Below are 26,873 nucleotides of genomic sequence, written 5' to 3'. Positions count from 1 at the left end.
CGCAGAGAAATTTTCTGTGTGATGCTGTGCCTTCTATGGCAATAACCTCTCATTAACAGGATCATTTGTATCTTTCTGCAAACAACCTGCATGAAAAATCCTGTAAGACTGCTCTATGCACTCGCGACTTTACGGTTTTTGCTTCCCTTTTTTCTGGTCCATCCTGTTTACGAACTACACCGAGATGAATACTTATACCTCGCAGAGGGCCGTCACCTGGCATGGGGCTTTTTAGAAGTACCTCCCATGTTGTCATTTATGGCATGGATCAGTAATGCATTCGGCGCCTCCCTCTTCTGGGTAAAAATCTGGCCGGCAATGATCGGCTCTTTCACTTTTATCCTGATGGGCAGAATCATTCTTTCATTAGGTGGTCGGACATTTGCTATACTTCTCGCTTTTCTTCCCTTTGTTTTTACAGGATATATCCGCTTATTCTATTATTTCCATCCCAATTTTCTGGATGTATTTTTCTGGACACTCAATACATATGCACTGATACGATTTATACAGACTAATAAAAATAGCTGGCTCTATGTTTTTGGTATCAGTATCGGTCTTGGTATGTTGAGTAAATATTCTGTTGCTTTTTATACAGTCAGCCTGCTGGCTGCTTTAGTACTAACCAGGCACCGTACGATTTACCTGAATAAACATATTTATTTCGCCGGTGCCATCGCTTTACTCATCATACTGCCCAATATTATTTGGCAATACAACCATGGGTTTCCTTTGATTGCCCATATGGAAGAACTGAAAGAGGAGCAGTTACAATTCATCCATCCGGCAGATTTTCTTACAGATCAAATCATGATGTTTCTACCTTGTGTGTTTATCTGGCTGACTGGCATATACTTCACAGCTTTTACGAAGGAAGGGAAGCCTTATCGAATGGTAGCATTTACCTACCTCTTCATCATTGCCTTACTAACTTACATGAATGGTAAAAGTTATTATGCCGCAGGCGCTTACCCCATACTCTTTGCTTTTGGCGCTTTTTATCTTGAAAAAATAACAGCGACCAAGGGAAAAATATTCAGGTATGTATTTGTGGCCATCCCCGTTACACTTGGATGCTTGATTATGCCACTGCTAATGCCTATGATGAAACCACAGGAACTGGCAAACTGGTATCATGAAAAAGGCATAGATAAAACAGGCAGCTTTAAATGGGAAGACCAGCAGTACCACCCCCTGCCACAGGATTTTGCAGATATGATTGGCTGGCGCGAACTGGCAGAAAAAACAGCTGCAGTGTATAAAAATTTACCTGATAGCCAGCAAAAAAAGACCTTGATTTATTGCCGCGGGTACTATACAGCAGGTGCTTTAAATTATCATGCCAAAAAACTGGGACTACCGGAAGTATACAGCGACAATGCCTCTTTTCTTTTCTGGATGCCCAAGAAATATGATTTCAAACACCTGATACTGGTAGGTAAAAGAATACCGGATGCAGATGACATTGTATTTCAGCAATTTGAAAAAGTGAGCATTAAAGACTCTATTCATTACCCGCTGTTCCGGGAAACAGGCACAAAAATTATATTGTTTGAAAACGGCAATGATTCCTTGTCATCCATTACAGAAAGGGGCGTAGCCGTTTTGAAAACACGTTTTCAACGAAAATGATCCTTATTTTTGCAGGATAAATCGATTGCATGAATAAAGCAAAACGTCCTGTTCGGGTATTGGTTGCCAAAGTTGGATTGGATGGTCATGACCGTGGCGCCAAAGTAATTGCAACGGCTTTACGCGATGCAGGTATGGAAGTGATTTACACTGGTCTTCGCCAGACTCCGGAAATGGTAGTAAATGCTGCCCTTCAGGAAGATGTTGACGCAATCGGTATTAGTATTCTCAGCGGTGCCCACATGACAGTGTTCCCTAAAGTAATTCAACTATTAAAAGAGAAAGGCATGAATGATGTTTTACTCACCGGCGGTGGCATTATTCCTGAAGATGATATGAAAACGCTGAATGAAATGGGCGTAGGTAAACTCTTTGCACCCGGTACTGCTACGGGCGATATTGCAGGTTATATTACTGAATGGGTACACAATAACAGGAATTTCTGAGTCGATATCTAATACAACAGATGATTTTCAAATCAATACATCAGAGATAAATACATTTACTTTGAACATAAATCATCATGGACAACGCAAGGGTATTTAAAATGTCATTCGCTGGTGTATACCCCCATTATATTACCAAAGCCGAAAAGAAAGGACGCACCAAAGAAGAAGTGGATACCATCATTTGCTGGCTCACCGGTTATTCTCAAAAAAAACTACAGGATCAGATAGATAAGAAAATAAGTCTGGAAAATTTCTTTGCCGAAGCTCCTCAGATACATCCGAATGTTTCAAAAATTACGGGTGTGATCTGTGGTTACAGAGTAGAAGAAATAGAAGATACACTGATGCAGAAAATCCGCTATATGGATAAACTGATAGATGAACTGGCCAAAGGAAAAGCCATGGAAAAAATCCTTAGACAATAAGCCAATCTGCTAGCGACTTGCACTATCATAATACCCCAGAGAATTAGAAGATGTCGTAAATAATCAAAAGCATTAGTCAGCTAAGAAAATCCTTTTAAATCAGTCCCTGTGGACGGGCCTCATTGGGGTCGGTGTCAAGCGCAGCGAAGACTGATTAAATCATGCGTAGCAGATTTAATCAGAGGCCAATGTCCGCCTAAGGCGGAGGAACAGGGACGGGGCCATTCGGCCCGGGAGTAATAAAGGACTTTAAAAATCGGGTAATTGATATTACTGTCTCAACCAATTAACTATTGACAAACTGCATAGGCTAACCGTTCAACCAGCTATTCCTCCGGCTAAACCAATATGCTTTCATTTCCAGGTTACCATGCATGACCTTTGCAGCCCATTTACAGGGAACCTATATTATGAAACAATTATTACGTCTGGGGATCATGAGTTGTCTGCTTGTTACAGCAATGATTTCCTGTAGCAAAAAAGCAGTTGAAACACCACAAAACACAACCCCATCAGGCGGCACTAATACGCAGGCTGAAGTTACAGAAACCATTTACCTAACCAATCCAACCGGTGGCGACCCTTTAAAAGCTGTTCTTTTTATACCGGCATCTACTACCAGTGTCCCTGCTGTGGTAGTACAACATGGAAGTGGTGGTTTATGGAGCAGTACCGATATGACCAATACACAACTGGCAAGCCAATTCAGTATCTGGATCGATTCATTCCGTGTCAATAAAATAGCAGCGTTATTTATAGACAGTTATACCGCCAGAGGTGTTAAGAATTTTCCAGATAAGGCCCCGCCTGAAAATATTTTTTTGGCAGCAGAATTTATTCGCCCGAGAGATGCGTATGCAGGACTGACCTATCTGCGCTCTTTGAGCAGAATCAAACCTAATAAAATTGCATTGCTCGGCTTTTCACATGGTGGAACCAGTGTACTTAGCACCATGGTGGATGCGCAGGCAGTAAGTAAACCTGTTTGGTCATTAGTGAGCGGTGGTATTACCTATACCAATGGTGTATTGGCACCCGCACAGCGACCGACAGAAGGTGGTTTTGTGGCAGCAGTATCCTATTATCCGGGAGCCGCCATGTTCAGTTATTATGGTCGCCCGGGTACACCCAGTAATGGAAAATACATTCCTTACGCACCCATCATGTTACATGCAGCTGGAAGAGATCCCTTGTATACAACTTTATATACCAACAGCGATAACAATACCAGCATCAGTGCTTATGATGGTCTGGTTTTAAAAGCACAACAATCGAATCTGTCTGCTCCCATGACACTTTATGTATACGACAATGCAGAACACAGTTTTGATGGCAGCACAGGCAATAATGAAGACGCAAAAGCCAATCTGATAGCGAAGAAAAGATCGCTGGAATTTTTAAAAACATACTTATTCAACTAACACATCAAAGAGTCGCCGATGGCGACTCTTTATATTTCGGGGAGGTGTACTCTTTTACGTTTAGAGAAAATGCGGATACCCACAATAATCACCACACAAATAAACAATCCCAGATTATATTCAAGTCCGGCTTTTTTCAACAGAATATAAATCACCGCACCTATGGCACAGGCAGTGGCATATAGTTCTCCTTTTTTAAGTAGGTTGGGCACTTCACCGCAAATCATATCTGCTATCAAACCACCAAATGTAGCAGACATCACACCCATAATCACTGCATAGCCTTCATTAATACCATAAGCTAGGCTGCGCTCAATACCGCCTGCTGTAAACATTCCTAACCCGATTGCATCCGTAAAAAATAAAGTTCTTCTGAAACGGGCAAGATTGGTTTTTAAAAGAAAAATAATTAACACGGCAGAAACCACAAGACCTAAGGCCAGATAATCATTCACCCAGTTAACCGGGCGAACGCCAATCAGCAAATCGCGTATGGTACCTCCTCCATAAGCTGTTGCAAAAGCAACCACCATTGCACCAAATATATCCATCTGATGCGTTCTTGCCTTTAATGCACCCGTAGCCGCAAAAACAAAAATCCCTGTATAAAGTATCCCCTCAATCAGATTCATATTACAAAATACAAAAGAACCCGACAGCTACCTTATTTTTGCAGAAATAGATTGCCATGTATCAAACTTTAACGACCAGCCTGGAAAATGGCATTTTCACCATTACCGTAAACCGTCCGGATAAACTGAATGCGCTCAACCAGCAGGTGATGAATGATCTCGATAACGCGGTTAATGAAGTATACCTGAACCACGATATTAAATCGGCTATCATAACCGGTGCCGGATCCAAAGCTTTTGTTGCCGGTGCAGACATCAGTGAATTCAGTGGTGCATCTGTAGAAGAAGGAAAAGCACTCGCAAAAAGAGGTCAGGATATTTTCTTCAAAATTGAACGCTCTCCAAAACCCATTGTAGCCTGCGTAAATGGTTTTGCACTGGGTGGCGGATGTGAACTGGCCATGAGCTGTCATTTCAGACTGGCTTCAGACAATGCGAAATTCGGTCAACCTGAAGTGAATCTTGGACTGATACCAGGTTATGGAGGCACACAAAGACTCGTTCAACTGATCGGCAAAGGCCGTGCCCTCGAATTATTAATGAGTGCAGGTATGATCGATGCCAATACTGCACTGCAACTGGGTTTGGTAAACTATGTGGTGCCACAGGATGAACTCATTAAAAAAGCGGTATCCATACTTGAACTGATTAATACCAAAGCCCCTATCGCCATCGCAAAATGTATTGAAAGTGCCAATGCTGTTTTTGACGAAACAAAAGATGGTTATGCAGTAGAAGTAACTGCATTCGGCGATTGCTTTGCCACCGACGATATGAAAGAAGGCACCACTGCCTTTCTTGAAAAAAGGAAAGCTACTTTCACAGGAAAATAATCTCTTTGTTCGTATTTATAAAACAGGAACAGAAAGCAGCTATTCTTTAGTGAAAAATTATAACATCCTTTTGCTATAATTTTTTTTTACATAGATAAGAACTTAAGCTGACTGTACATAACTCCCCTTCTTCCTTTCTCCCTGCGAAAACAACCTGAAAAATGCAGGCTCTACTAAAGCAATCTTTTTTTGCAGGGAGAAGGGAAGAATAAGAGATTAAAATTTAGGAGCATCAGTTTTTAATCACTTCCTTTATCGCATCTGCAATCGGCTGATCTGCTTTGAAAGTATACCCCATTAGTTTAGCAATAGTCTGTGCAAATTGTTTTTGATACAATTGCGGGCTGTTCCTTATCTCTCCCAATGGTGCCGTATCCGGCCCCATTACAGCAAACCATATTTCATCGGCCCCTTCAATATCACTCCCATGGCTGGTCCATTTACTTTTATCTTTATCCCCACGGCCATGGTCTGTAGTTATAAATAAAGTTGTTTTGTCTTTATACGCAGGTGTAGATTGTATATAGTTCCATATTTCACCAATCCAATTGTCAACCTGCCTCGCAGCCGTTAAATAGTATTTGTATTTCCAGCTATGCGCCCACTCATCTGTTTCTCCATAGGCAATATACATAACCCGGGGCTGTTCTTTCTTCAGGTATTCCATAGCAGCATGATGCGTAAATACATCAAAACATTCTTCGCCCCATTGCTTATGCGAATCGCGTAATAGTTTATTAATCATCAATTCATTGGTATTGGGTTTTTTACCGCCACAGGTATCATACGCAGCAACCACCGGAACACCGCTTCTTTGTTCATTCAGGATGCGATTAAATGCCTCCCATGCACCAAATGCACCTACTTTTCCTTTCAAAGCCGGTTGTTGATTAAAAAATTCCGTGATGGTCGTATTCGGATTGGGTGCATAATCATTAGAGTTGATCCTGTCATCTGCATAACCCGATAAAATTTCATTATAACCGGGATATGAAAACCAGTAGCGGTTACTAACATTCACATTACTGCCTACTGTTCTGTTACCATATAACTGGCCCTTTATTGCAAGGGTATTCCAGAGAAAAGGCATCAGTTTTTTTCGCTTCTGACTTTCACTGGATCCACCAAATTCCTTAAAAATAGCGGCACTATCATCCTGGTTAAAACGGCTATCCCGGGCAATGGTTTCATCCATCCCCTTAAACAGTTCCTGCCAGCGAAGCCCATCGGTAGTAATGATAATTATATTTTCTGTTTTTTGTGCCTGAACAGACAATACAAGAAATGTAAAAACGGATAAAAGGATTTTTTGCATAAAAAAGCAATTTCATTGCACGAAAAATACGGAAAAACAACAGGAATTGCCGATTCCTGCCGCTATTTAACCTAAATACCTGAAATGACATACAGGCCCAAAACTTTGCTTTTTTTGCCCTTTTACCTCTGCTTCTTAGTACCTTTGCACCGCAATTCATTCAACCAGATCATTTAAAATCCGGAACATGGAATTTCGTATTGAAAAAGACACCATGGGTGAGGTTAAAGTTCCCGCTCATGTTTACTGGGGTGCCCAGACGCAACGCAGTATTGACAACTTCCGTATTGCGCAGGATATCAATAAAATGCCGAAAGAAATTATTCAGGCATTTGCTTACCTGAAAAAAGCTGCAGCGCTTACTAATGCAGATGCAGGTGTTTTACCACAGGAAAAAGCATCACTGATCGGAGAAGTATGTGACGAAATACTCGCAGGCAAATTAGACGATCAGTTTCCGCTCGTAGTATGGCAAACGGGTTCTGGTACACAGAGTAATATGAATGTAAATGAAGTGGTAGCCTACCGGGGTCATGTAATAAAAGGTGGCAGCCTAACAGACAAAGACAAGTTCCTTCATCCGAATGATGACGTAAATAAATCACAGTCATCTAACGACACTTTTCCAACAGCCATGCATATTGCTGCCTATAAAATTCTCCTTGAAGTTACCATACCCGGTATCAAAAAACTGAGAGATACACTGGCAGCCAAAAGCAAAGCATTTATGCATGTGGTGAAAATTGGCCGCACCCATTTTATGGACGCGACACCACTTACACTCGGACAGGAAATCAGTGGTTATGTAAGTCAGCTCGATCATGGATTAAAAGCCATCCATAACAGCCTTGCTCATTTAAGTGAACTTGCACTGGGAGGTACAGCCGTAGGAACAGGTATTAATACACCAAAGGGATATGATGTAAATGTTGCCAAACATATTGCCAACTTAACAGGTCTCCCTTTTGTAACCGCTGAAAATAAATTTGAGGCACTGGCCGCTCATGATGCCATTGTAGAAGCTCATGGTGCTTTAAAAACAGTAGCCGTAAGCCTGATGAAGATTGCCAATGATATCCGTATGCTGAGTTCAGGACCCAGAAGCGGTATTGGTGAAATCTTTATACCCGATAATGAACCTGGTTCATCTATTATGCCCGGCAAAGTAAACCCTACACAATGTGAAGCATTGACCATGATAGCTGCACAGGTAATGGGTAATGATGTTGCTATTAACATAGGAGGTGCTACCGGACATTTTGAACTGAATGTATTTAAACCTGTAATGATTTACAATTTCCTACACAGTGCCCGGTTAATCGGTGATGGATGTGTAAGCTTTAATGATAAATGCGCAGTGGGTATTGAGCCTTTGGAAGCCAATATTAAAAAACACGTAGACAACAGCCTCATGCTGGTAACTGCCCTGAATACAAAAATCGGTTATTACAAAGCTGCTGAAATAGCACAGAAAGCGCATAAAGAAGGTACTACCTTAAAAGAAATGGCTGTTAAACTGGGCTATCTTACACCTGAAGAATTTGATGCCTGGGTAATACCGGGTGATATGGTGGGTGAGATAAAATAATGCGCCTGATTAGATTAAATACAAAAGCCATAGATTCATCTACATAAGGTAGATGGATCTGTGGCTTTTTTTAAAGTGAATAGCCAACAATTATCCGTTATTGCCCATACACTTTCTTTCCACCACTATAGGTTGTTTTTACCTTAACATCTAAAATCTTTTCAGGGGCTACTTTCATAAGATCCTGATCAAGGATAATAAAATCAGCTTTCTTTCCTTTTTCCAGACTACCCACTTCCTTTTCCAGAAAGCTTGCTTTGGCTGCCCAGATAGTCATACCGCGAATGGTTTCTTCTCGTGTTAACGCATTTTCCATCTGAAATCCATTTTCCGGATAACCTTTTGCATCTTTTCTTACCACTGCAGCCAGAAATGTTTTGAATGGAGAAATATCTTCTACAGGGAAATCTGTTCCCAGGGGAATCCATCCATTCTGTTGTAACAACTGCTTAAATGCATAAGCTCCTTTCACCCTTTCAGGTCCCAGTCTGTCAGCTGCCCAGTACATATCACTGGTACCATGTGTAGGTTGAACTGAGGGAATAACACTGGCATTGGCAAACAAATTGAAATCTGCCGGATGAATTACCTGTGCATGTTCAATGCGCCAGCGTTTATCATTTTTTCCGCCCAGGTATTTATTATAAATATTCAGTACTTCCCTGTTGGCACTGTCGCCAATGGCATGGGTACACATTTGAAAATCTGTTTTGGCGAGTACTGCTGCCAGAGAATCGTAATGATTTTTATCCCTCAATAAAAATCCTGTCCAGTTTTTTTGGTCCGTATAAGGCGACAATAAACAGGCGCCTCTGCTACCCAATGCACCATCTGCGTATACCTTAATACCTTTCACAAAAAGTCTGTCTGTTTTATAAGGCCCCTTGGGAAGAAATTTTTCATAGTTTGATACATCATCGCTGAGCATTACGTACAAACGCATATTGAGTTTACCTTCTTTCTGTAAAGTATCAATGGCTTCTACATCTGAATAATGAAGACCACAATCGGTAACGGTTGTTAAACCCTGTGCAAAACAGTTTTTTTCTGCAGCCTGTAACCACTGTACATAGGTTTCTTTTGTGGGAGAAGGTATTTGTGCATATACTTTATTATCGGCATTATCAATCAAAACACCCGTCAACACCCCATTTTTCACCTCAATAGAGCCACCTACTATGGTTTGTCCGGCTTTGATGCCTGCAAGATCCAATGCTTTTTGGTTGGCTATAGAAGCATGCCCATCAACGCGGGTAAGCACTACCGGTTTATCAGGAAACAGTTCGTTCAGTGCCTCATTGGTTGGAAATGTTTTACCCGGCCAGCGGTTCTGATCCCAGCCCCTACCCTGTATCCAGTAGAGATCAGGATGTTCATCTGCAAAAGCTTTCACACGTGCAACGGTTTCTTCCCATGTACTGGTGCCAAACAAATCAACCTGAAAAAGCGATCTGCCATAACCTACAAAATGTGCATGTGCATCAATTAAACCCGGATACACGGCCTTACCTGCTGCATCAACCATTTCATCTGCCTTATACTTTCCAAGAATAAAATCATTGGTGCCGGTTTCTACAATCAATCCATCTTTCACTGCCATAGCTTCAGCGGTGCTGAATGAGGAGTCAACCGTATAAATAACGGCATGATGAATAATAGTATCTACCTTGTTACCGGAGCAGGCTGCCAAAAAGCATAAAAGAAGAATGCCATAAAGATTCCGCATAAGCTTAGAGTTTCTTAGTTTGATGAAAGATAGTAAAACTATGGTAGAACAGGCACTGAACAGATATTATATCTGAAATGACATGACATGTAAAAAATCATTTTGTTCATAACGGTATCGTCGGACTTTCAGACTTCCCGACTCCGGACTTATCAGCGAAGAAGATCGCAGGGCTTTAATCCTGTATGCTTTTTGAAAGCTGCTGAAAAATGTGATATAGAAGAATAACCCAGTAAAGCAGAAACATCGGTTACACTTAGTCCTTTTTCATACAACAGGTATTTGGCATGTTCCATCCTTTGCTGCTGATAAAAATCGAAAATAGTGGTACCAAAAACTTCTTTGAAGCCTTTCTTGAGGTAACACTCATTCATGGCCACTTTACGGCTGAGTTCTTTAATGGTAATCGGGTCGCCGATGTGTTGCAATAAAATTTCCCTGGCCTGGTAAATACGTTCACGTCCACTTTCATCTGCCAGAAATTTACAGGCAAATCCTTCTTCTTTTTCATCAATCAGACAATCAAGGCTGTACAGCAACAATTCATGCACTTTGGCATTCACAAATATGTTTTCGAGTGCACCTGAATAGCTATGGTTTAACAGTGCATCCAATGCATTTCTTTTTCTGTTACAGAGTGGAAATACTTTGGTAAATGCATGTGGATGTTTGAACGCCAGCACTTCATCTTTACGGTTACTCAGTTTCACATTGTGTACAAACTGATGAAGAAAGGTAGAAGTAAAATGAAAGGTAAAAACGTCTACTGTCTGATGTTTACCACTGCAATTATTGGTAGGCAACTCGGTACATTGTGCACAGCTTTTCTCGGCACAATAACGATTACCAGTGGTACAATAACGAAGTTCGAGGTAGTTTTCTTCGGGCTTGCGGCTGTTATAATGGTACACCATCATACCGGTATCATCGGCTACCCAGGGATGCTGGGCATAATAACGACGGATATTATAATGAATAGACCCGGGTATGTTCTGTTGTTTCTGGTATAGCAGGTCCATGGAAGGTTCAATTCCACCCTTATTCGCCACCCTCAATATATCCATTACTTCTACCATACTATGCAAAATTAATGTATAAACATCAAATTAACGTAACCAACCTTTACCCGGATGTCATGGTACTGTAAAAAGGCATAAAAAAACAGCATTCCGCAAAGCAGGGAAAATGTGGAAAACCAACCGTCTTTTTACCCTGAAAACCCCCTTATTTTCAGTAGTTTTGTCGACCTGCGAAAATTCACTTAAACACAGGATTTACAAGCATTTATGGATCAGGAACAATTGAACAGCAATGAGGCCCAGAATAAGAATTATGGTGCCGATAGCATACAGGTTTTAGAGGGTTTGGAAGCGGTGCGAAAAAGGCCGGCCATGTATATTGGTGATGTAGGTGTTAAAGGACTTCACCACCTTGTATATGAAGTTGTAGACAACTCAATTGATGAGGCGCTTGCCGGATATTGTAAAAATATAGGTGTAACCATCCACGAAGACAATTCGATCAGTGTGCAGGATGATGGCCGTGGTATCCCAACCGCTATGCACACCAAGGAAAAAAGAAGTGCATTGGAAGTAGTAATGACAGTGCTGCATGCCGGTGGTAAATTCGATAAGAATACTTATAAAGTATCCGGTGGTCTGCATGGTGTAGGTGTGAGTTGTGTAAACGCACTGAGTACTACTTTACACGTTACCGTACACCGTGAAGGCAAAATATTTGAACAGGAATATAAAATTGGTGTGCCCCAATACCCGGTGCGTGAAATCGGCACCAGCGATATTACCGGTACACATGTACGTTTCTGGCCCGATGCCAGCATCTTTCAGGAGACTGTTTATAAAAAAGATATTCTCGAAGGTCGTTTACGTGAATTGAGCTACCTGAATAAACGCATCAGTATTACACTTACCGACTTACGCGAAAAAGATGAAGAAGGAAATGTATACTCAAAGAATTTTTACAGCGAAGGGGGGATTACAGAATTTGTACAGATGCTCGATAAAAACGGGCACCGCACACCCATCATTGCCAATCCATTATATGTAGAAGGTCATGATGAAACTACCAATGTAGCTGTAGAAGTAGCATTGACTTACAATGATGATTTTAAAGAACATATTTTCTCTTATGTAAACAATATCAACACCATTGAAGGTGGTACCCACGTAACAGGCTTCCGTCAGGCTTTAACGAGGGTATTCAAAAGCTATGGTGATAAAGAAGGTTTGTTTGAAAAAGCGAAAGTACAGGTAGAAGGTGATGATTTCCGAGAGGGTCTCAGCGCTATCATCTCTGTAAAAGTTCCGGAACCGCAGTTCGAAGGACAGACAAAAACCAAATTAGGTAACAGTGAAGTAAGTGGTGTGGTGCAAACAACGGTGGCACGTGTACTCGAAGCATATCTGGAAGAAAACCCAAAAGAAGCCAAACACGTTATCTCTAAAATCATCCTCGCTGCCCAGGCAAGGGTCGCCGCTAAAAAAGCGCGCGACATGGTGCAAAGAAAAACAGTACTTACCGGTGGCGGACTCCCGGGTAAACTGGCAGATTGCAGTGAGCGCGATCCTCAGAAATGTGAATTGTACCTGGTCGAGGGTGACTCGGCAGGTGGTACGGCCAAACAGGGGCGCGACAGAAGCTACCAGGCCATCCTTCCATTAAGGGGTAAAATCCTGAACGTGGAAAAAGCCATGGAGCATAAAATCTATGAAAATGAAGAGATCAGGAATATGTACACCGCTCTGGGTGTTACAGTAGGCACACCTGAAGATCCGAAAGCATTAAATATTACCAAGCTCCGCTACCACAAACTCATCATCATGACCGATGCCGATGTTGATGGATCGCATATCGCCACACTAATCCTCACTTTCATTTTCCGCTATATGAAAGAAATGGTAGAGCAGGGTTATGTATACATTGCCCAGCCTCCACTTTACCTGGTGAAGAAAGGAAAAGAACAGCAGTACGCATACAATGAAGAACAAAGGAAAATGTGGATCGAGAAATTGGGCGGGGGCAAAGATGACAGCGTAACCATTCAACGATATAAAGGTCTGGGTGAAATGAATGCCGATCAATTGTGGGAAACTACCATGGATCCTTCTCGCCGCACTTTAAAACAGGTAACCATTGAAAGCGCAGCAGAAGCCGACAGAATTTTCTCTATGCTCATGGGCGATGAAGTGGCACCACGCCGCGAATTCATTGAAACGCACGCTAAATATGCTAAAATAGATGTTTAGAGAGTGCGCAGTGAATAGTCAGTAGTGAGTAACATGAATACATTTTCTACTCACTACTGATTACTCACCCCCTGCCCCTGTGGATTACTATTTTCCACATCCCTTTCAACTTTCAATAAAAACCACTAAGTTGTGTAAGCATAACCCGTTGTTTATTTACTAACACATTAAATTCTAAAAAAATGGACACATCGAAAATGATCAAGGCATACTGTCTGAAGACAAAAGAAAAGAATGTTCCGATGCAGGATGCAGTGATCACCAAAACCGCTCGTGGCGGCTATATGGCTGCAGGGCATGATGGAAAAGGAAATAAAATGGCTGCCATCCTTGGTGAAGCTAAAGCCTTACAGGCAATTGCTGATGGCGTTGCTAAAAAAGGATTCTAATAAGCTGCCAGTAAAAGAATGAAAGCCGTTAAATACATATTTAACGGCTTTTTTATTTGTAACAATCCGACCAGGAAAAATTATCGTTTATAGTGTTTCATCGAAACTTTGAACACTATGAACATTCTCAACAAAACAAAATCAACGTTATTAGTAACAGCCTCTTTAACAGGTATTTTACTCTTAACAGCTTGTGCCAAAGAGCTTGGAAACAGTGGCAGCATTCCGGAAGCACCTGTATTCACACCTTCCGGTGGACCAGACATGGTTTTCTATGGCCTGACGGAAGATGGCAAACTAAATCGTTATAATGCAAAAGCACCCGGAACAGTTGAAGCTTCCCTATCAATAACCGGATTACAAGCAGGTGAACGTTTGATAAGCATCGACTTTCGTCCGGCTACCTTGCAGTTATATAGCTTATCCACCAATAGTCGTTTATATGTTATCAGCCTCATCAATGGTAGTCTTACACCCATAGGAACGGCAGCTTTTTCTCCTGCGCTGAACTCAACCGTTGCCAACATTGATTTTAATCCTACAGTAGATCGTATCAGACTTGTTACGCATAACGGACAGAACCTTCGTTTACATCCTGAAACAGGTGCCGTTGTGGCAACCGATGGAAACATCAATGGTGGTAGTAATCCCGCCATCATTTCCATCGCATACACCAATAGTAAAGCTGGTGCAACAGTGACTGACTTATATGATATTGATATTTCACAGAAAAAATTATACAAACAAAATCCCCCGAATGATGGTACGTTGTCAGAAGTAGGAAATCTGGGTATTGATTTTATAGGCAAGGGCGGATTTGATATAAGCCCCGATAATATGGTATCTCTTGCCACATTTACACGCACAGGCAAAACCAGACTGCATACCATTAACCTGAGTTCAGGTGCCGCAAGCTATATCAATGAAATTGAAGCTAACCTGATTGACATTGCCATCCCAACTGCGCCGGTAGCTTATGGCGTTGATGAGAATAATATGTTACAGATATTCGATCCAACAAAACCACAAACCCTGATTAGCAGGACTATTACCGGACTTACCGCCGGAGAAGTAATTCATGGTATAGATTTTAGACCTGCCAATGGTCAACTATACGCATTTGCGGTAAATGCGAACGGATCAGCAAAACTATATACAATCAATCCATCTTCAGGTGCGGCCACAGTAGTAGGTAACGGATTTATGACAGATGCCAGTGCAACCGCCTGGGCCTTTGACTTCAATCCTACGGTAGATCGTATCAGATTGGTGAGTAATAGCGGACAAAACCTACGTCTGAATCCCAATGATGGAACCATCGCAGCAACCGACGGAAATATCAATCCAGCTATGTCTATGGTTAGCGGAGCAGCTTATACCAATAATTTTGCGGGCTCCACATCTACCATTTTGTATGTGATCAATAACAATAAATTGTTTAAACAGGATCCTCCTAACAACGGCACATTGGTAGAAGTAGGCAATCTGGGGGTAACGATTGATGGTATGAATGGTTTCGATATTAGTGGAAGAACAGGTATGGCTTATGCAATCGGCTCTGTGGGAAATACCACCCATATCTATACAGTGAATCTTACTACCGGTTCTTTTACTTCAGCGGGAAGCTTACCAACAAAATTCAGGGCTTTTGCACTGGGTCTGGGTTTATAAAAAGATCGCATGTATAAAGAAAAAGCCTGAAATATTTCAGGCTTTTTCTTTATACTTATTTCTGTACCACATGCTTATGCATACCATCCAGAAAACGAAGCATCGCATCCATATCTTTGATATCATCTACCACCAGTAAGAAATTCTTACCCACCTGTTTCAACCTGGCTTTATTGGTACCGGTTTGCAGGTAAGCCAGTACATTCTTAAATAAGGTCGACTCAAAATAAGGGGAATCAGGGCGATTGATGAAATAACACCTGAGTGTATCCTGCTTCAGGGTCATTTTTTCAAACCCAATTTCTACGGCTCTCCACCTGCATCGAACAGTAGTAAAAAGATCTTCTACTGCTGAAGGCATCGGACCAAAACGATCAATCATTTCATGATGAAAAGCTTTCAATTCATCTTCTTTCTCGCAATTATCCAATCGTGAATACAATGACAATCGCTCGGCTATGCTTTCAACATAACTGTCTGGTATCAATATTTCGAGATCTGTATCAATCGTACAATCACTAACATAGTCATCCTGCTTACTGATTTCTTCCTTAAACAGGTCTTTAAACGAGGTACGTTTCAATTCACGGATCGCTTCTTCCAGAATTTTCTGGTACATTTCAAACCCTATCTCAGCCATAAAACCACTCTGCTCTCCTCCCAATAAATTACCTGCACCACGAATATCCAGGTCGCGCATGGCAATCTGGAAACCACTACCCAGATCACTGAACTGCTCCAGCGTCTGCAAACGTTTTCTTGAATCGGAAGGCAGGGTACTCATAGGTGGTGCCAACAGGTAACAGAAGGCTTTTTTATTACTTCGGCCTACTCGCCCCCTTAACTGATGCAGGTCACTCAATCCAAACTGATGAGCATTGTTTACGATAATCGTATTTACATTCGGAATATCAACTCCACTTTCAACAATATTTGTACAAACCAGTACATCATATTTTTTGTCGATAAAATCCATGATCCTTTCTTCCAGTTCATGTCCTTCCAACTGACCATGTGCATACCCAATGCTTAAATCAGGACATAAACCCTGCAACATGGCACTCATTTCAGACAAGCCTACTACCCTGTTATGAATAAAGAACACCTGACCACCACGCTCTGTTTCATAGTATATGGCTTCACGGATAAAATCATCATTAAAAACATGTACTTCTGTCTGTATCGGCTGTCTGTTAGGCGGAGGTGTATTAATGATACTCAGATCTCTCGCTCCCATCAGACTGAACTGCAGTGTACGTGGAATAGGTGTAGCCGTTAGTGTGAGGCAATCGACATTGGTTTTCAGTGTTTTTAATTTCTCTTTATGGGCCACTCCAAACTTTTGTTCCTCATCAATAATCATCACACCCAGATCTTTGAACTTCACTTCTTTACCCAATAAACCATGTGTACCTACGATAATATCAATTTTACCTTCTTCTACTTTTTTAAGTGTTTCCTTTTTCTCTTTGGCCGATTTAAAACGATTAATATAGTCGACCGTTACCGGAAAATCTTTTAACCTTTCCCTGAACGTTTTAAAATGCTGAAAAGCCAGAATGGTGGTTGGCACCAGAACCGCGGCCTGTTTACCATCTACAACAGATTTAAATGCCGCCCTTACGGCTATTTCTGTTTTACCAAAACCCACATCGCCACATACCAATCTGTCCATGGGCGACGGACTTTCCATATCCTTCTTCACATCTGCTGTTGCCTTGCTTTGATCCGGTGTATCTTCATAAATAAATGAAGCTTCCAGTTCTGTTTGCAGATAATTATCCGGTGTGTGGGCAAATCCTTCCTGCGCTTTTCTTTGTGCATATAGCTTAATGAGATCAAAAGCTATTTCCTTAACCTTGGTTTTTGTTTTTTCTTTAAGCCTTGCCCATACATCACTTCCCAGTTTATTAATCTTAGGAACCGTTCCTTCCTTCCCGGTATACTTTGAGATTTTATGAAGTGAATTGATATTCACATAAAGAATATCACTGTCTTTATAAATAATGCGTACAGCTTCCTGAATCTTTCCATTCACTTCCAGCTTCTGCAGTCCACTATAAGTACCTACACCGTGATCAATATGGGTAACATAATCGCCAGGCTGAAGATCACGCAGTGTTTTAAGCGTAAGTGCTTTGTTTTTATTGTATGCCTGCTTGACCTTATACTTATGATAACGCTGAAATATCTGATGATCCGTATAACAAACAATTTTCAGGTCCTCATCAATAAACCCTTCATGAATACTGGCAGGTACCGGAACAAACTGAATTTCTGTTTTCAGATCTGCAAAAATGGTATGCAAACGCTCCAGTTGTTTAACCTGTTCTGCAAAAATATAAATACCGTATTTCGCGGTCTCATGTGCACTCAGATCTTTAATTAAAAGATCAAACTGCCGGTTAAAAGAAGGTTGTGGACGGGTATTGAATGCAATCTCGTTTTTGGCGAATTGAGGTTTGTATCCGAATTCAACAATATGTCTGTTTGTTATTTGCGACTCAATGGTTGATACCGGCACAAAATCATCAACTGTAATTTCTTTCAGTACCCTAATCTCTTCCTCCTCGTCATTACCCTTCATCTGATAACCATCTTTCAGCAGCTCAATAAAGCCGAGCATATCATCGTACTGCTGCTGTACTTTTTCAGCAATCACATCCCAATCCTTCAACCATACAATCGTGTTCTCACTCAGAAAGTCGAACAGAGAAACTTTTTCACCGGTAGTGAATTGGGTTTCCACATTCGGAATGATATTTACCTGCAATAATTTTCGTTCACTCAATTGGGTTTCAGGATCGAATATGCGGATACTATCTACTTCATTGCCAAACAATTCAACACGATAGGGCTTTTCATTACCAAAAGAATAAATATCCAGGATACCTCCTCTAACAGCAAACTGACCCGGCTCATATACAAAATCTGTTCTCTCAAAACCATACATAACAAAAAGTTCCATCAAACTTTCCGGGTTAATGGTATCATTGGTTTTGATGGTAATAATATTACTGCTGAGGGTTTTGGGCAACACTACTTTCTCAAAAATGGCTTCAGGATAAGTAACCATGATTTTCCTGTTTCCGCCTGCTGCCAGTTTGGTTAAGGCCTCCGTACGAAGCATAACATGGGAACTATTGAGTATCCTGAAATTTTTCCGATTCTTAAAGGATGACGGGAAATAGAAGAGATCAAGCGCCTGCGTAAGATTTTCCAATGTATTATGGAAATACGCCGCTTCTTCTGCATCATTTAATACCAGTACATGATTCAGTTGTTGACAGGATGGATGAGAAAAAACAGCACTAACTACAAATTCAGTACTGCTACCCTGTAAATTTTTCAGGAAGATCTGTTGTGGCTGGGCAAAAGAAAGCTTTTCCGCCAGTTGAAAAAGGCGGGGGTTATTCTGGTACTGCTCCAACAACACATTCAGGTTCATAGCTCCTTGCCCAACGCCCGTTCAAATAAACATCATCGGGGCTGCAAAGATAACCCTGTTTACTAATAACTGGCGCCAGAATTGATCAATATGTTCAGAGGGGCAATTTTTCCTGAATCAACAGTAACCAACTGAATATTATTCTGCATGTCGAATGAATTAGCAAAAAAATGGCTTCCTTTCTTCACAAACACAGAATATGTACCTACAGGCAAAGCAACAACATAGCGACCGGAACTGTCTGATAAAACAGAAGCAACCAGTTTGGTGTTAATAGACGTATATAAAGGGGATCCGGTTTCCAGGGGTTTTACCTGAGATATGTGGGTGCGTTCGTATACATACAGTGTGGTAGCAACAGGTTTGGGAGTTGCCGGCGGGATGCCAGGTTTGGGCATCTGATTACCCCTGACCTCGGTAACCAAACCCGAAATTCCCTGCTTAATTTCGTCTGTTTGTGCCTTTTTTGCCGATGAGCAGGCTGAAAATGTTAAAAAGGCTAAAAACAGCCCAAAAAGAATATGTCTCATGCTTCACTTTGAATGGTGAAAGTATCTAATTTTAATAATATTCCCGGTCTATTACCGGATACCATGAAGTTAAACTAAACTATATTATGCTCAGACGAATTTTACCCTTTTTTGTTGGCTGTCTGGCAACAGTGACGATGGTCGATGCACAGGTAGCTACCAATGTTCAGGAGTTACAGAAAGCGGCCCAGGGTATCAGTTTAAAAGAAAGAAGTGAATACACAAAAGCAATGTCGCTTGCCAAGCAGCGTAACTGGCCACTGAGCATACGTTCGAAAAGTGGCCGGCTGGCAACATTGATTGGAGTAGACGCTTTTAATTACCCTAAGTATTTTATTACAGATAATAACAGTATCGCAGCGGCTACTACCCGAACCAATCAATTGTGGGCAGGTGGTGCAAGCGGATTAAATCTGTCAGGCAATTCTGCCAACATGAAAAACAAAATCGGTATCTGGGATGGCGGTAGTGTTTTATCTAATCACGTTGAACTCACCGGAAGGGTTACACAGAAAGACAATCCATCCAGTACCGACAATCATGCAACACACGTAGCAGGTACGATGATTGCAACCGGACTCAACCCAAGTGCAAAGGGGATGTCGCATGGTGCCCAGGGATTGATCGCCTATGATTTTAACAACAGCTATGCTGAGCAATTTACAGAAGCGGCCGGTCTGTTAATTTCCAACCACTCTTACAATATTGTTTCCGGATGGAACTTTAATGAAACACAAAACAGATGGGAGTTTTGGGGCAGACCTAATGAAACAGAAGATTATAAATTTGGGTATTATAGTTCTGATGCACAGTTATTAGATTCCATGGCTTACAATGCCCCCTTTTACCTGATTGTAAAATCAGCAGGTAATAATCGCGGAGAAACAGGACCTGCTGTGGGAGAACCTTATTTCCGTTACAATGCACAAAACCAGATGGCGGCCGCAGGTAACCGCCCGAGCGATATCAGCAGTAATGATAGTTATGGAAGCATTCCCTGGGATGCCAATGCAAAAAACATCCTCACAGTAGGTGCTGTTCGTGGTATACCAGGTGGTTATAACCGGCCTGAAGATGTAGTTATGAGTAGTTTTAGTGGTTGGGGTCCTACGGATGATGGTCGTATTAAACCAGACGTAGTAGCCGATGGTGTAAATGTATTATCCACCTATGCAACGGGTACCAGCAGTTATGCTTCATTGAGTGGCACATCCATGTCTACCCCGAATACATCAGGTTCATTGTTTCTCTTACAGGAGCATTATTCTAAATTAAAAAGCGGTGCCTTCCTTAGGTCAGCAACCATCAAAGGTCTCGCAATTCATACTACAGAAGAAGCCGGTACTACGCCCGGGCCTGACTACCAGAATGGATGGGGCCTGTTGAATGTTCAAAAAGCGGCGGCTGTTATATCAGCATCTGTTGCCTCCAATAACGGTACATCCAGCGAGCACCTGATGTATGAAAATGTATTCAACAGCACTACTACTTCTTTTACTACTACGGTGGTGGCTACAGGTAAAGAGCCCATCAGGGCAACTATTTCGTGGACAGATGTAAAAGGAGATGTGGATCAGGTAAATGTATTAAACAATCCCGCCAAGAAATTAATCAATGATCTGGATATCCGTATTACCAGTGGTAGCCGAACTTTCAGACCCTGGACACTCGACCCCGCCTTCCCTGCCAATGCTGCGGTTAAGGGAGATAATATCACAGACAATGTAGAACGTATTGATATCGATAGTACAGTTGCAGGTGAAACCTATACCATTACCGTTACGCATAAAGGTACATTGGTGAGAGGTCAGCAGGCTTATTCGCTATTGGTAAGCGGTGTAGGTGGTGTTGCACATTGTGCATCTGCTGCAACCACTAATGCTGGCGGCAGAATAGACAGCGTAAGTTTACAAACCATCCGTTACGCCAACCCAACAGGCGGAACCACTTACGTGAATAATACTGCCATCGCTGCTTACATTGAACCCACACAGGCTGTTCCATTTCGTGTAAGGGTGAGTAGTGCTGATGCCAGCGATGCAGATAAAATGGTTAAAATATTTATCGACTATAACAACGATGGTGACTTTCTGGATGCCAATGAATTGGTTGCCACCAGTGGTATTCTCAAAAATAACCAGGTATTTTCCGGCTCCTTTAATACACCTGGTACACTAACCATCGGAAGCACCTATCGCGCCAGGGTCGTAATGGTAGAAACATCAGCAGCAACTGATGTGGTTTCCTGTGGCACTTATACCAGAGGAGAAACGGAAGATTTCAGACTGATTGTGACCAATCCTTCCACTGATTTTACCATTAGTGAAGTATTAACACCTACCGTAGCAGATTGTGCAGACAACAAGCAATACATCACTGTTAATATCCGTAATAACGGAAGTGTTCCGAAAACGAGTATCCCTGTTTCTATAGAAGTGAAAAATGGTTCTACAACCGTTGCTACATTCAATGGTACCTATCCTGGTGCCGTTCCTGGTCTATCGAATGTGAGCTTTACATTACAAACCCCATTTGTTACTACTGAAAATACTACCTATACTATCCTTGCCACCGCCAATGTAACCGGCGATCAGAATTCAGCCAATAATACACTTACTACCAGTTTAACCATTGGTAAAAAAGCGGACAATCCATCCGTTATAGGTACCATCTGTAACACAAATGCATTACTGAAAGTTAATAATCCCGTTAGTAATAGTAATTATTTCTGGTACAATAGTGCTAACGCAGTTGCGCCATTCGCTGCAGGTTCAAGTGTAAGTACCAGCAGTATTCCCGGCAACAAAACCTTCTATGTTGCTAATGAAACAAAGGCTCAAATTGGATTTACGAATAAAATGATTAATCCGAGTGGAGGTTATAACCCTATTGGTAATTTTTTACGCTTTAACAACAGTGTTCCTTTAACCATTGAAAGTGTAAGGTTATATGTAGGTAACCCAGGCTCTGTTGATATCATTGTAGCAAACCTTGGTCCTGTTTCTGGTAATAGCTATAGCTATACCAGGCTATCAAGTGTTACACTAGATGTGACGGCTACAAACCCAAATCCGCAACCAGGTGCCGTTTCTGGAAATCCGGCAGCAGATACAGGTGCAGTATATTACCTAAATCTACCTGTAAATGAAGTCGGCGATCATATTTTACTAATTACAGGTCCCGATCGTACCCAAACTTCTACTGCCACCTTTTTTAGAAACAATGGTATTGTTGGTACAACCTATCCAATTGCCATTTCAAATGTAATGTCAATCACTGGTAATAGTGTCAATCTTATTGATGCTAATGCAGATCCGAACCCATTCTATTATTTCTTCTACGATATGAAAATCAGAACCGGTACCAGTTGCCCCAGCAACCGTGTGGAAGTAGTAGTAGGCGATGCGCCTACACCTGTTGTGACCAAAGTAGGCGATTCACTGGTAAGCAGTGTTACGGGCGTATCCATGCAGTGGTTTAAAAATGATGTAGGCATTAATGGGGCCACTTCTGCAAAATTCAAACCGATTGAGTCCGGATCTTACAAAGTCGTGGTAGTAGATGCACTGGGTTGTCAGAAAACTTCTGCACCACTACAAGTTACCATCACCGCATTACCGCCTGAAGTAGTAGCACGTGAAATTAAACTTAGTTTATCACCCAACCCTAATAAGGGCATCTTTAACCTGAGTTTTGAGGTAAAAGAAAAAGCTGATCTGGCGATTGAACTATTGAACTCGGCCGGACAGAGAGTCTTTAGTCAATCTTATCCAGGATTTAACGGAACATTCTCCAAACAAATGAATGTGGGTAATGTGAATGATGGATATTATGTACTTAAGATTTTACATAACAAGAAGACTTACCTGCAGAAAGTGATTGTAATCAAATAAAACAATCGTTTTCACCAACTGAATGCCACTCAGCTTAAACTGAGTGGCATTTTTGTTAATAATCACTAGTGCTTTTGTATTCGCTGTACCTTTGTAAAAAATCAGGCATGAGAAAATATTTCATCGCTTTACTGGCAATGACAATCGCAACAGTAGCAACAGCCCAGAAAAGAAAAATGGTACAAGGATACCTGAAAGACAGTGTTACGAATGCGCCCATTACATTGGCAAGTGTGAGAAATATCAATACCAATACTACTGTTATGACCAGTGGCAAGGGTAGATTTTCGATTGAAGTCGGCGAAAACCATATCCTTTCTTTCGCAGCTGTGGGTTATTTTTTTGATACCCTGCAATACAATAGTACTTATTTGAGCCAGGATACTTTATATCCATTTCTGGTACCACTGGCCCGGGACCTGGGTAATGTTACGGTTACCGCGAGGGGTATGAACAGATACCAGTTAGACAGTATGGAAAGAAGAAAAGATGTTCTGCAGGATATAGCGAACTATACCATACCCACCGTATCACAAGCCAACTCCGGCGCCGGTATTGCTTTGAATATTGATCGCTTCTCTAAGCATGAAAAAAATAAGCGAAAAGCCATGCAGTTTTATGAAACCAATGAAAAGGAAGCCTATATCAACTATCGGTTCAATACAGCACTGGTGCAATCTATGACAGGTTTTAAAGATGAAAAACTGCACCAGTTTATACAACAATACAGACCTTCCTATGAATGGTTAAGAAAACATACAGCGGAAGAGGACTTGCTTTACTATATTAATGAGCAGTTGAAGTTATTTTCAAAACAGAAATAAGTTAGCCCTTTTTATTCACTGCAGAGAATAGATGTGTAAGGAAGATACGCATTGAATCTTTATTTATTCGTAACGTAAAGCTACGATTGGGTTTAATCTTGCTGCTTTCATGGCAGGATAGATTCCGGCAACCAAGCCTACTACAGAGCAGATAACCACTCCTGCTATTACCCAGGCCCATGGCACCAAAAAACCTGTTTTAAGTACCAGACCGAAAAGGTTTCCAACCAAAACGCCGAGGATAATGCCAAAAATGGCTCCAAGGATACTGATGATCATACTTTCAAATAAGAACTGCTGACGCACATTTTTACTTTTACCTCCAATCGCCTTAATCAATCCTACTTCTTTAGTTCGCTCATTCACGGCTACCAGCATAATATTCATCAAACCAATGGCAGCACCAATCAAAGTAATCAAACCAATGGCACCCGCTGATCCTGTAATACTACTCAGAAAACCAATAAACATTTCAGCGAATTTATCGCTCTTCTCTATTACAAAATTATCTTCCTCAATGGGTTGAAGCTTTCTTACAGACCTAAACACAGATGTAGCTACACCACTAGCTGGTTCAAGCTCATTCACATTACTAACCATAACACCTACCAGATATGATTTACTAACGTTTTGAAAATGTCTGATATTGGTATAGGTGGTAACCACCACATCATCCTGGCGAAGCATGGCGCTGGATCCTTTGCTTTTCAATAAACCAATTACCCGATAAGGCAAACCTCCTACTCTTATAATTTTATCAATACTTTTTTCCGGGCTGTTTCCAAATAGTGTTTTAGCAACATTACTGCCGATTAAACATACATTTCTTCCGCTCTGCTGATCCAGTGCATTCAGGTTTCTTCCTGCTTCAATAGTATATCCGGTAACAGCCAGGTAATTTTCATCACCACCCCATACAACGATCTGCGGATTGGTTTTTTTATCCCTGTAATTTATCTCCTGTCCACCAGGTCCTCTTCTGTAGATACTTACCAATGCCGATGGAAAATGGAAATTATCCCTGAAATATTCGGCTTCTTCCCGTTGAATGGGTTTATCCAGATTTGATTTTTTTTCTTTCTTACCGCGTGTGGTTTTTTTGAGATCAGAATTATTGCCAAACCTTACCCTTGAATCTTTAAAACGGATATTAAAAGCATTGGCTCCCATCGACGAAAAACTCTCTTTCAGGCTTTGATTCATAGCTTCTATAGCGGTAATAATACCTATTAGTGCCATGATACCAAATGCAATAATGGCCACAGTGATACCGGTACGCAATTTATTACTGCGAACGGTGCGCCATGCTAATGAGAATGAATCAAAAATGGTCATGCCCTTCATAAAGGAACTTCTTCCTATAAAGATAGTGGAGAAAACCTCTCAGGTACAGACTATGCTGAAAAAAGTGAAGAGCGGTTAAAAATATAACCAGTTCAGCACAGATGATGGCCAAATACCTACCAGAATAACCAGTGCAGCCAGTAAAATGAGACCGGTTTTAAAAGCACCGGTCACCTCAGCTGTTTCAGCATCACCCTCTTTAAAGTACATAGCCTGTATTACTTTGAAATAATAGTACACGCTCACAGCTGCAAAGAAAAGTGCAATGATAACCAGCCACAGGGCACCGCCTTCTTTTACCACAGCTGCCAGCATATAATATTTTGCAAAGAAACCTGCGGTTAAAGGAATACCGGCAAGGGATAACAGAAATATAGTAGTGGCAAAAGCCAAAACAGGTTGTTTTTTGGCAAGGCCATTAAATCCGTCAAAAGTATAATCAGACATTTTAATCAACACAGCAAAAATACCAATTGTTGCTAAACTATAAGCTACGCTGTAGAGGATAATACCTTCTCTTGATAAATCGTTCCCTGCAAACAGGGCAAAAAGCATAAAACCTGCCTGTGCTATACTGGAATAGGCCAGCATCCTTTTCACACTTTGCTGAAACACAGCCGTAATATTTCCAATAAGAAGTGTAGCAATGATAACAAAAGATAAAATAATTTTCCATGATGGCCCTAATACAACTGACTGATGCTGGAACAGACGGATAAAGGCGATAAAACCTGCCGCTTTCACGATGGTAGCCATGAAGGAAGTAAATACACTCGGCGCACCGTCGTATACATCTGGTGTCCAGAAATGAAAAGGGGCCGCAGATACTTTAAATGCCATGGCTACAAATAGTAATAACAAGCCTGCCACCTGCAGAAAAGATGGATTAATGACACCTGTTGTTGGTATAACAGGTGGTGCTTCTAACCCAAAAGATCCTGTAGCACCATACACCAGTGCAATTCCCATTAACATGATACCTGTAGTAAAAGACCCCATGAGAAAGTATTTAAGCGAGGCTTCATTACTTTTCAGGTTACGTTTATCAGCTCCGGTTAATATGTATAGAGGGATAGATAAAATCTCAATACCAAGAAATAACATCAATAGACCATTAAATCCTGATAAAATACTTACACCACACAATACAAAGAATATGAGCGCAAAATATTCAGCTACATTAATACCTGCATTTTCAACATCTCTTCCACTCAAACATACATAAATGAAAGTGGCCCCAAAAGCCAGGGTATTAAAATACAAACCGAATTTTTCAAAACTCAGCAACCCGTGGGTATTGATGTTTATTTTGAATAAAGCATAGGTATCGAGCAGGTTTGCCGCGATTAATAACAACAGACCTACTGCTGCTATATATTTTAATACAGACTTATTATTTGTTACGATGCCACTGAACATCATAACCACACCCAATAATGCTGATAATATAATTGCGTTCATATAACCAAATCCCCTGCGGGAATTTT

19 protein-coding genes are annotated in these 26,873 nt (G+C 41.2%); 11 read left to right on the top strand and 8 right to left on the bottom strand.

Features of this window, described 5'->3' with window-relative positions:
• Positions 1-90: 90 nt before the first annotated feature.
• The 4 genes from BC659_RS10730 (at position 91) to BC659_RS10715 (ending at position 3,927) form a co-directional block, all read left to right on the top strand.
• Positions 91-1,632: a glycosyltransferase family 39 protein gene (locus BC659_RS10730; protein ID WP_133474754.1), complete on the top strand. Its 1,542-nt coding sequence runs from the start codon at positions 91-93 to the stop codon at positions 1,630-1,632.
• 29 nt (positions 1,633-1,661) lie between these two features.
• Positions 1,662-2,078 (top strand): cobalamin B12-binding domain-containing protein, encoded by a 417-nt coding sequence (locus BC659_RS10725; RefSeq protein WP_133474753.1) that lies wholly within the window; start codon positions 1,662-1,664, stop codon positions 2,076-2,078.
• Between the two features lie 77 nt (positions 2,079-2,155).
• Positions 2,156-2,506 (top strand): DUF2200 domain-containing protein, encoded by a 351-nt coding sequence (locus tag BC659_RS10720; protein WP_133474752.1) that lies wholly within the window; start codon positions 2,156-2,158, stop codon positions 2,504-2,506.
• Positions 2,507-2,916: 410 nt separating this feature from the next.
• Positions 2,917-3,927: a dienelactone hydrolase family protein gene (locus BC659_RS10715; RefSeq protein WP_162847409.1), complete on the top strand. Its 1,011-nt coding sequence runs from the start codon at positions 2,917-2,919 to the stop codon at positions 3,925-3,927.
• A 29-nt stretch (positions 3,928-3,956) separates the two neighbouring features.
• On the opposite strand, the gene BC659_RS10710 is transcribed toward BC659_RS10715, so the two are convergent.
• Positions 3,957-4,559, bottom strand: a complete 603-nt coding sequence (locus BC659_RS10710; RefSeq protein WP_133474750.1) for a trimeric intracellular cation channel family protein — start codon at positions 4,557-4,559, stop codon at positions 3,957-3,959.
• A 56-nt stretch (positions 4,560-4,615) separates the two neighbouring features.
• Between BC659_RS10710 and BC659_RS10705 the strand changes: the two genes are divergently transcribed.
• Complete coding sequence (locus tag BC659_RS10705; RefSeq protein WP_133474749.1) at positions 4,616-5,392, top strand: enoyl-CoA hydratase/isomerase family protein; 777 nt, start codon at positions 4,616-4,618, stop codon at positions 5,390-5,392.
• A gap of 232 nt (positions 5,393-5,624) precedes the next feature.
• Here BC659_RS10705 and BC659_RS10700 read toward each other — a convergent pair whose 3' ends face one another.
• Positions 5,625-6,707 carry a phosphoglyceromutase gene (locus BC659_RS10700; RefSeq protein WP_133474748.1) on the bottom strand — a complete coding sequence of 361 codons (1,083 nt, stop codon included), beginning with the start codon at positions 6,705-6,707 and terminating at the stop codon, positions 5,625-5,627.
• Positions 6,708-6,894: 187 nt separating this feature from the next.
• Between BC659_RS10700 and fumC the strand changes: the two genes are divergently transcribed.
• Complete coding sequence (fumC, locus tag BC659_RS10695; RefSeq protein WP_133474747.1) at positions 6,895-8,295, top strand: class II fumarate hydratase; 1,401 nt, start codon at positions 6,895-6,897, stop codon at positions 8,293-8,295.
• A 97-nt stretch (positions 8,296-8,392) separates the two neighbouring features.
• Here fumC and BC659_RS10690 read toward each other — a convergent pair whose 3' ends face one another.
• Both BC659_RS10690 and BC659_RS10685 read right to left on the bottom strand, forming a co-directional pair.
• Entirely contained in the window at positions 8,393-10,021 is a 1,629-nt protein-coding gene (locus BC659_RS10690) for an amidohydrolase (RefSeq protein WP_133474746.1), read from the bottom strand.
• Between the two features lie 152 nt (positions 10,022-10,173).
• Positions 10,174-11,097, bottom strand: coding sequence for a helix-turn-helix domain-containing protein (locus tag BC659_RS10685; RefSeq protein ID WP_133474745.1), 924 nt, complete (start codon positions 11,095-11,097; stop codon positions 10,174-10,176).
• A gap of 210 nt (positions 11,098-11,307) precedes the next feature.
• On the opposite strand from BC659_RS10685, the gene gyrB reads away from it, so the two are divergent.
• From gyrB to BC659_RS10670, 3 genes are all read left to right on the top strand, one after another.
• Entirely contained in the window at positions 11,308-13,287 is a 1,980-nt protein-coding gene (gene gyrB, locus BC659_RS10680; RefSeq protein WP_133474744.1) for a DNA topoisomerase (ATP-hydrolyzing) subunit B, read from the top strand.
• Between the two features lie 182 nt (positions 13,288-13,469).
• Positions 13,470-13,676: a hypothetical protein gene (locus BC659_RS10675; protein ID WP_026768059.1), complete on the top strand. Its 207-nt coding sequence runs from the start codon at positions 13,470-13,472 to the stop codon at positions 13,674-13,676.
• Positions 13,677-13,793: 117 nt separating this feature from the next.
• Complete coding sequence (locus BC659_RS10670; protein ID WP_133474743.1) at positions 13,794-15,347, top strand: DUF4394 domain-containing protein; 1,554 nt, start codon at positions 13,794-13,796, stop codon at positions 15,345-15,347.
• Between the two features lie 55 nt (positions 15,348-15,402).
• On the opposite strand, the gene mfd is transcribed toward BC659_RS10670, so the two are convergent.
• Positions 15,403-18,795: a transcription-repair coupling factor gene (gene mfd / locus BC659_RS10665; RefSeq protein ID WP_133474742.1), complete on the bottom strand. Its 3,393-nt coding sequence runs from the start codon at positions 18,793-18,795 to the stop codon at positions 15,403-15,405.
• Between the two features lie 62 nt (positions 18,796-18,857).
• Positions 18,858-19,325, bottom strand: coding sequence for a carboxypeptidase-like regulatory domain-containing protein (locus BC659_RS10660; RefSeq protein ID WP_133474741.1), 468 nt, complete (start codon positions 19,323-19,325; stop codon positions 18,858-18,860).
• 86 nt (positions 19,326-19,411) lie between these two features.
• On the opposite strand from BC659_RS10660, the gene BC659_RS10655 reads away from it, so the two are divergent.
• Positions 19,412-23,218 (top strand): S8 family serine peptidase, encoded by a 3,807-nt coding sequence (locus tag BC659_RS10655; protein ID WP_133474740.1) that lies wholly within the window; start codon positions 19,412-19,414, stop codon positions 23,216-23,218.
• A gap of 107 nt (positions 23,219-23,325) precedes the next feature.
• Positions 23,326-24,042 carry a peptidase associated/transthyretin-like domain-containing protein gene (locus BC659_RS10650; protein WP_133474739.1) on the top strand — a complete coding sequence of 239 codons (717 nt, stop codon included), beginning with the start codon at positions 23,326-23,328 and terminating at the stop codon, positions 24,040-24,042.
• Between the two features lie 63 nt (positions 24,043-24,105).
• On the opposite strand, the gene BC659_RS10645 is transcribed toward BC659_RS10650, so the two are convergent.
• Together BC659_RS10645 and BC659_RS10640 are read right to left on the bottom strand one after the other, a co-directional pair.
• On the bottom strand, positions 24,106-25,386 hold the full coding sequence (locus BC659_RS10645; RefSeq protein ID WP_246027123.1) for an ABC transporter permease: 1,281 nt from the start codon (positions 25,384-25,386) through the stop codon (positions 24,106-24,108).
• 75 nt (positions 25,387-25,461) lie between these two features.
• Positions 25,462-26,847 carry an NADH-quinone oxidoreductase subunit N gene (locus BC659_RS10640; RefSeq protein WP_133474738.1) on the bottom strand — a complete coding sequence of 462 codons (1,386 nt, stop codon included), beginning with the start codon at positions 26,845-26,847 and terminating at the stop codon, positions 25,462-25,464.
• Between the last annotated feature and the right edge of the window lie 26 nt (positions 26,848-26,873).

The organism is Sediminibacterium goheungense, from assembly GCF_004361915.1.
Taxonomy (GTDB): domain Bacteria; phylum Bacteroidota; class Bacteroidia; order Chitinophagales; family Chitinophagaceae; genus Sediminibacterium; species Sediminibacterium goheungense.
Note: the sequence above shows the minus strand (reverse complement) of the source record. Positions and strands in the feature narration are given on the sequence as shown.

Bases quoted from the DNA above. Each gene is read 5' to 3' on its own strand.
- BC659_RS10685 (WP_133474745.1), bottom strand. From the start codon at position 11,097: ATGGTAGAAGTAATGGATATATTGAGGGTGGCGAATAAGGGTGGAATT.
- BC659_RS10705 (WP_133474749.1), top strand. From the start codon at position 4,616: ATGTATCAAACTTTAACGACCAGCCTGGAAAATGGCATTTTCACCATT.
- mfd (WP_133474742.1), bottom strand. From the start codon at position 18,795: ATGAACCTGAATGTGTTGTTGGAGCAGTACCAGAATAACCCCCGCCTT.
- fumC (WP_133474747.1), top strand. From the start codon at position 6,895: ATGGAATTTCGTATTGAAAAAGACACCATGGGTGAGGTTAAAGTTCCC.
- BC659_RS10710 (WP_133474750.1), bottom strand. From the start codon at position 4,559: ATGAATCTGATTGAGGGGATACTTTATACAGGGATTTTTGTTTTTGCG.
- BC659_RS10670 (WP_133474743.1), top strand. From the start codon at position 13,794: ATGAACATTCTCAACAAAACAAAATCAACGTTATTAGTAACAGCCTCT.
- BC659_RS10660 (WP_133474741.1), bottom strand. From the start codon at position 19,325: ATGAGACATATTCTTTTTGGGCTGTTTTTAGCCTTTTTAACATTTTCA.
- BC659_RS10655 (WP_133474740.1), top strand. From the start codon at position 19,412: ATGCTCAGACGAATTTTACCCTTTTTTGTTGGCTGTCTGGCAACAGTG.
- BC659_RS10725 (WP_133474753.1), top strand. From the start codon at position 1,662: ATGAATAAAGCAAAACGTCCTGTTCGGGTATTGGTTGCCAAAGTTGGA.
- gyrB (WP_133474744.1), top strand. From the start codon at position 11,308: ATGGATCAGGAACAATTGAACAGCAATGAGGCCCAGAATAAGAATTAT.
- BC659_RS10675 (WP_026768059.1), top strand. From the start codon at position 13,470: ATGGACACATCGAAAATGATCAAGGCATACTGTCTGAAGACAAAAGAA.
- BC659_RS10700 (WP_133474748.1), bottom strand. From the start codon at position 6,707: ATGCAAAAAATCCTTTTATCCGTTTTTACATTTCTTGTATTGTCTGTT.
- BC659_RS10650 (WP_133474739.1), top strand. From the start codon at position 23,326: ATGAGAAAATATTTCATCGCTTTACTGGCAATGACAATCGCAACAGTA.
- BC659_RS10715 (WP_162847409.1), top strand. From the start codon at position 2,917: ATGAAACAATTATTACGTCTGGGGATCATGAGTTGTCTGCTTGTTACA.
- BC659_RS10690 (WP_133474746.1), bottom strand. From the start codon at position 10,021: ATGCGGAATCTTTATGGCATTCTTCTTTTATGCTTTTTGGCAGCCTGC.
- BC659_RS10720 (WP_133474752.1), top strand. From the start codon at position 2,156: ATGGACAACGCAAGGGTATTTAAAATGTCATTCGCTGGTGTATACCCC.
- BC659_RS10730 (WP_133474754.1), top strand. From the start codon at position 91: ATGAAAAATCCTGTAAGACTGCTCTATGCACTCGCGACTTTACGGTTT.
- BC659_RS10645 (WP_246027123.1), bottom strand. From the start codon at position 25,386: ATGAAGGGCATGACCATTTTTGATTCATTCTCATTAGCATGGCGCACC.
- BC659_RS10640 (WP_133474738.1), bottom strand. From the start codon at position 26,847: ATGAACGCAATTATATTATCAGCATTATTGGGTGTGGTTATGATGTTC.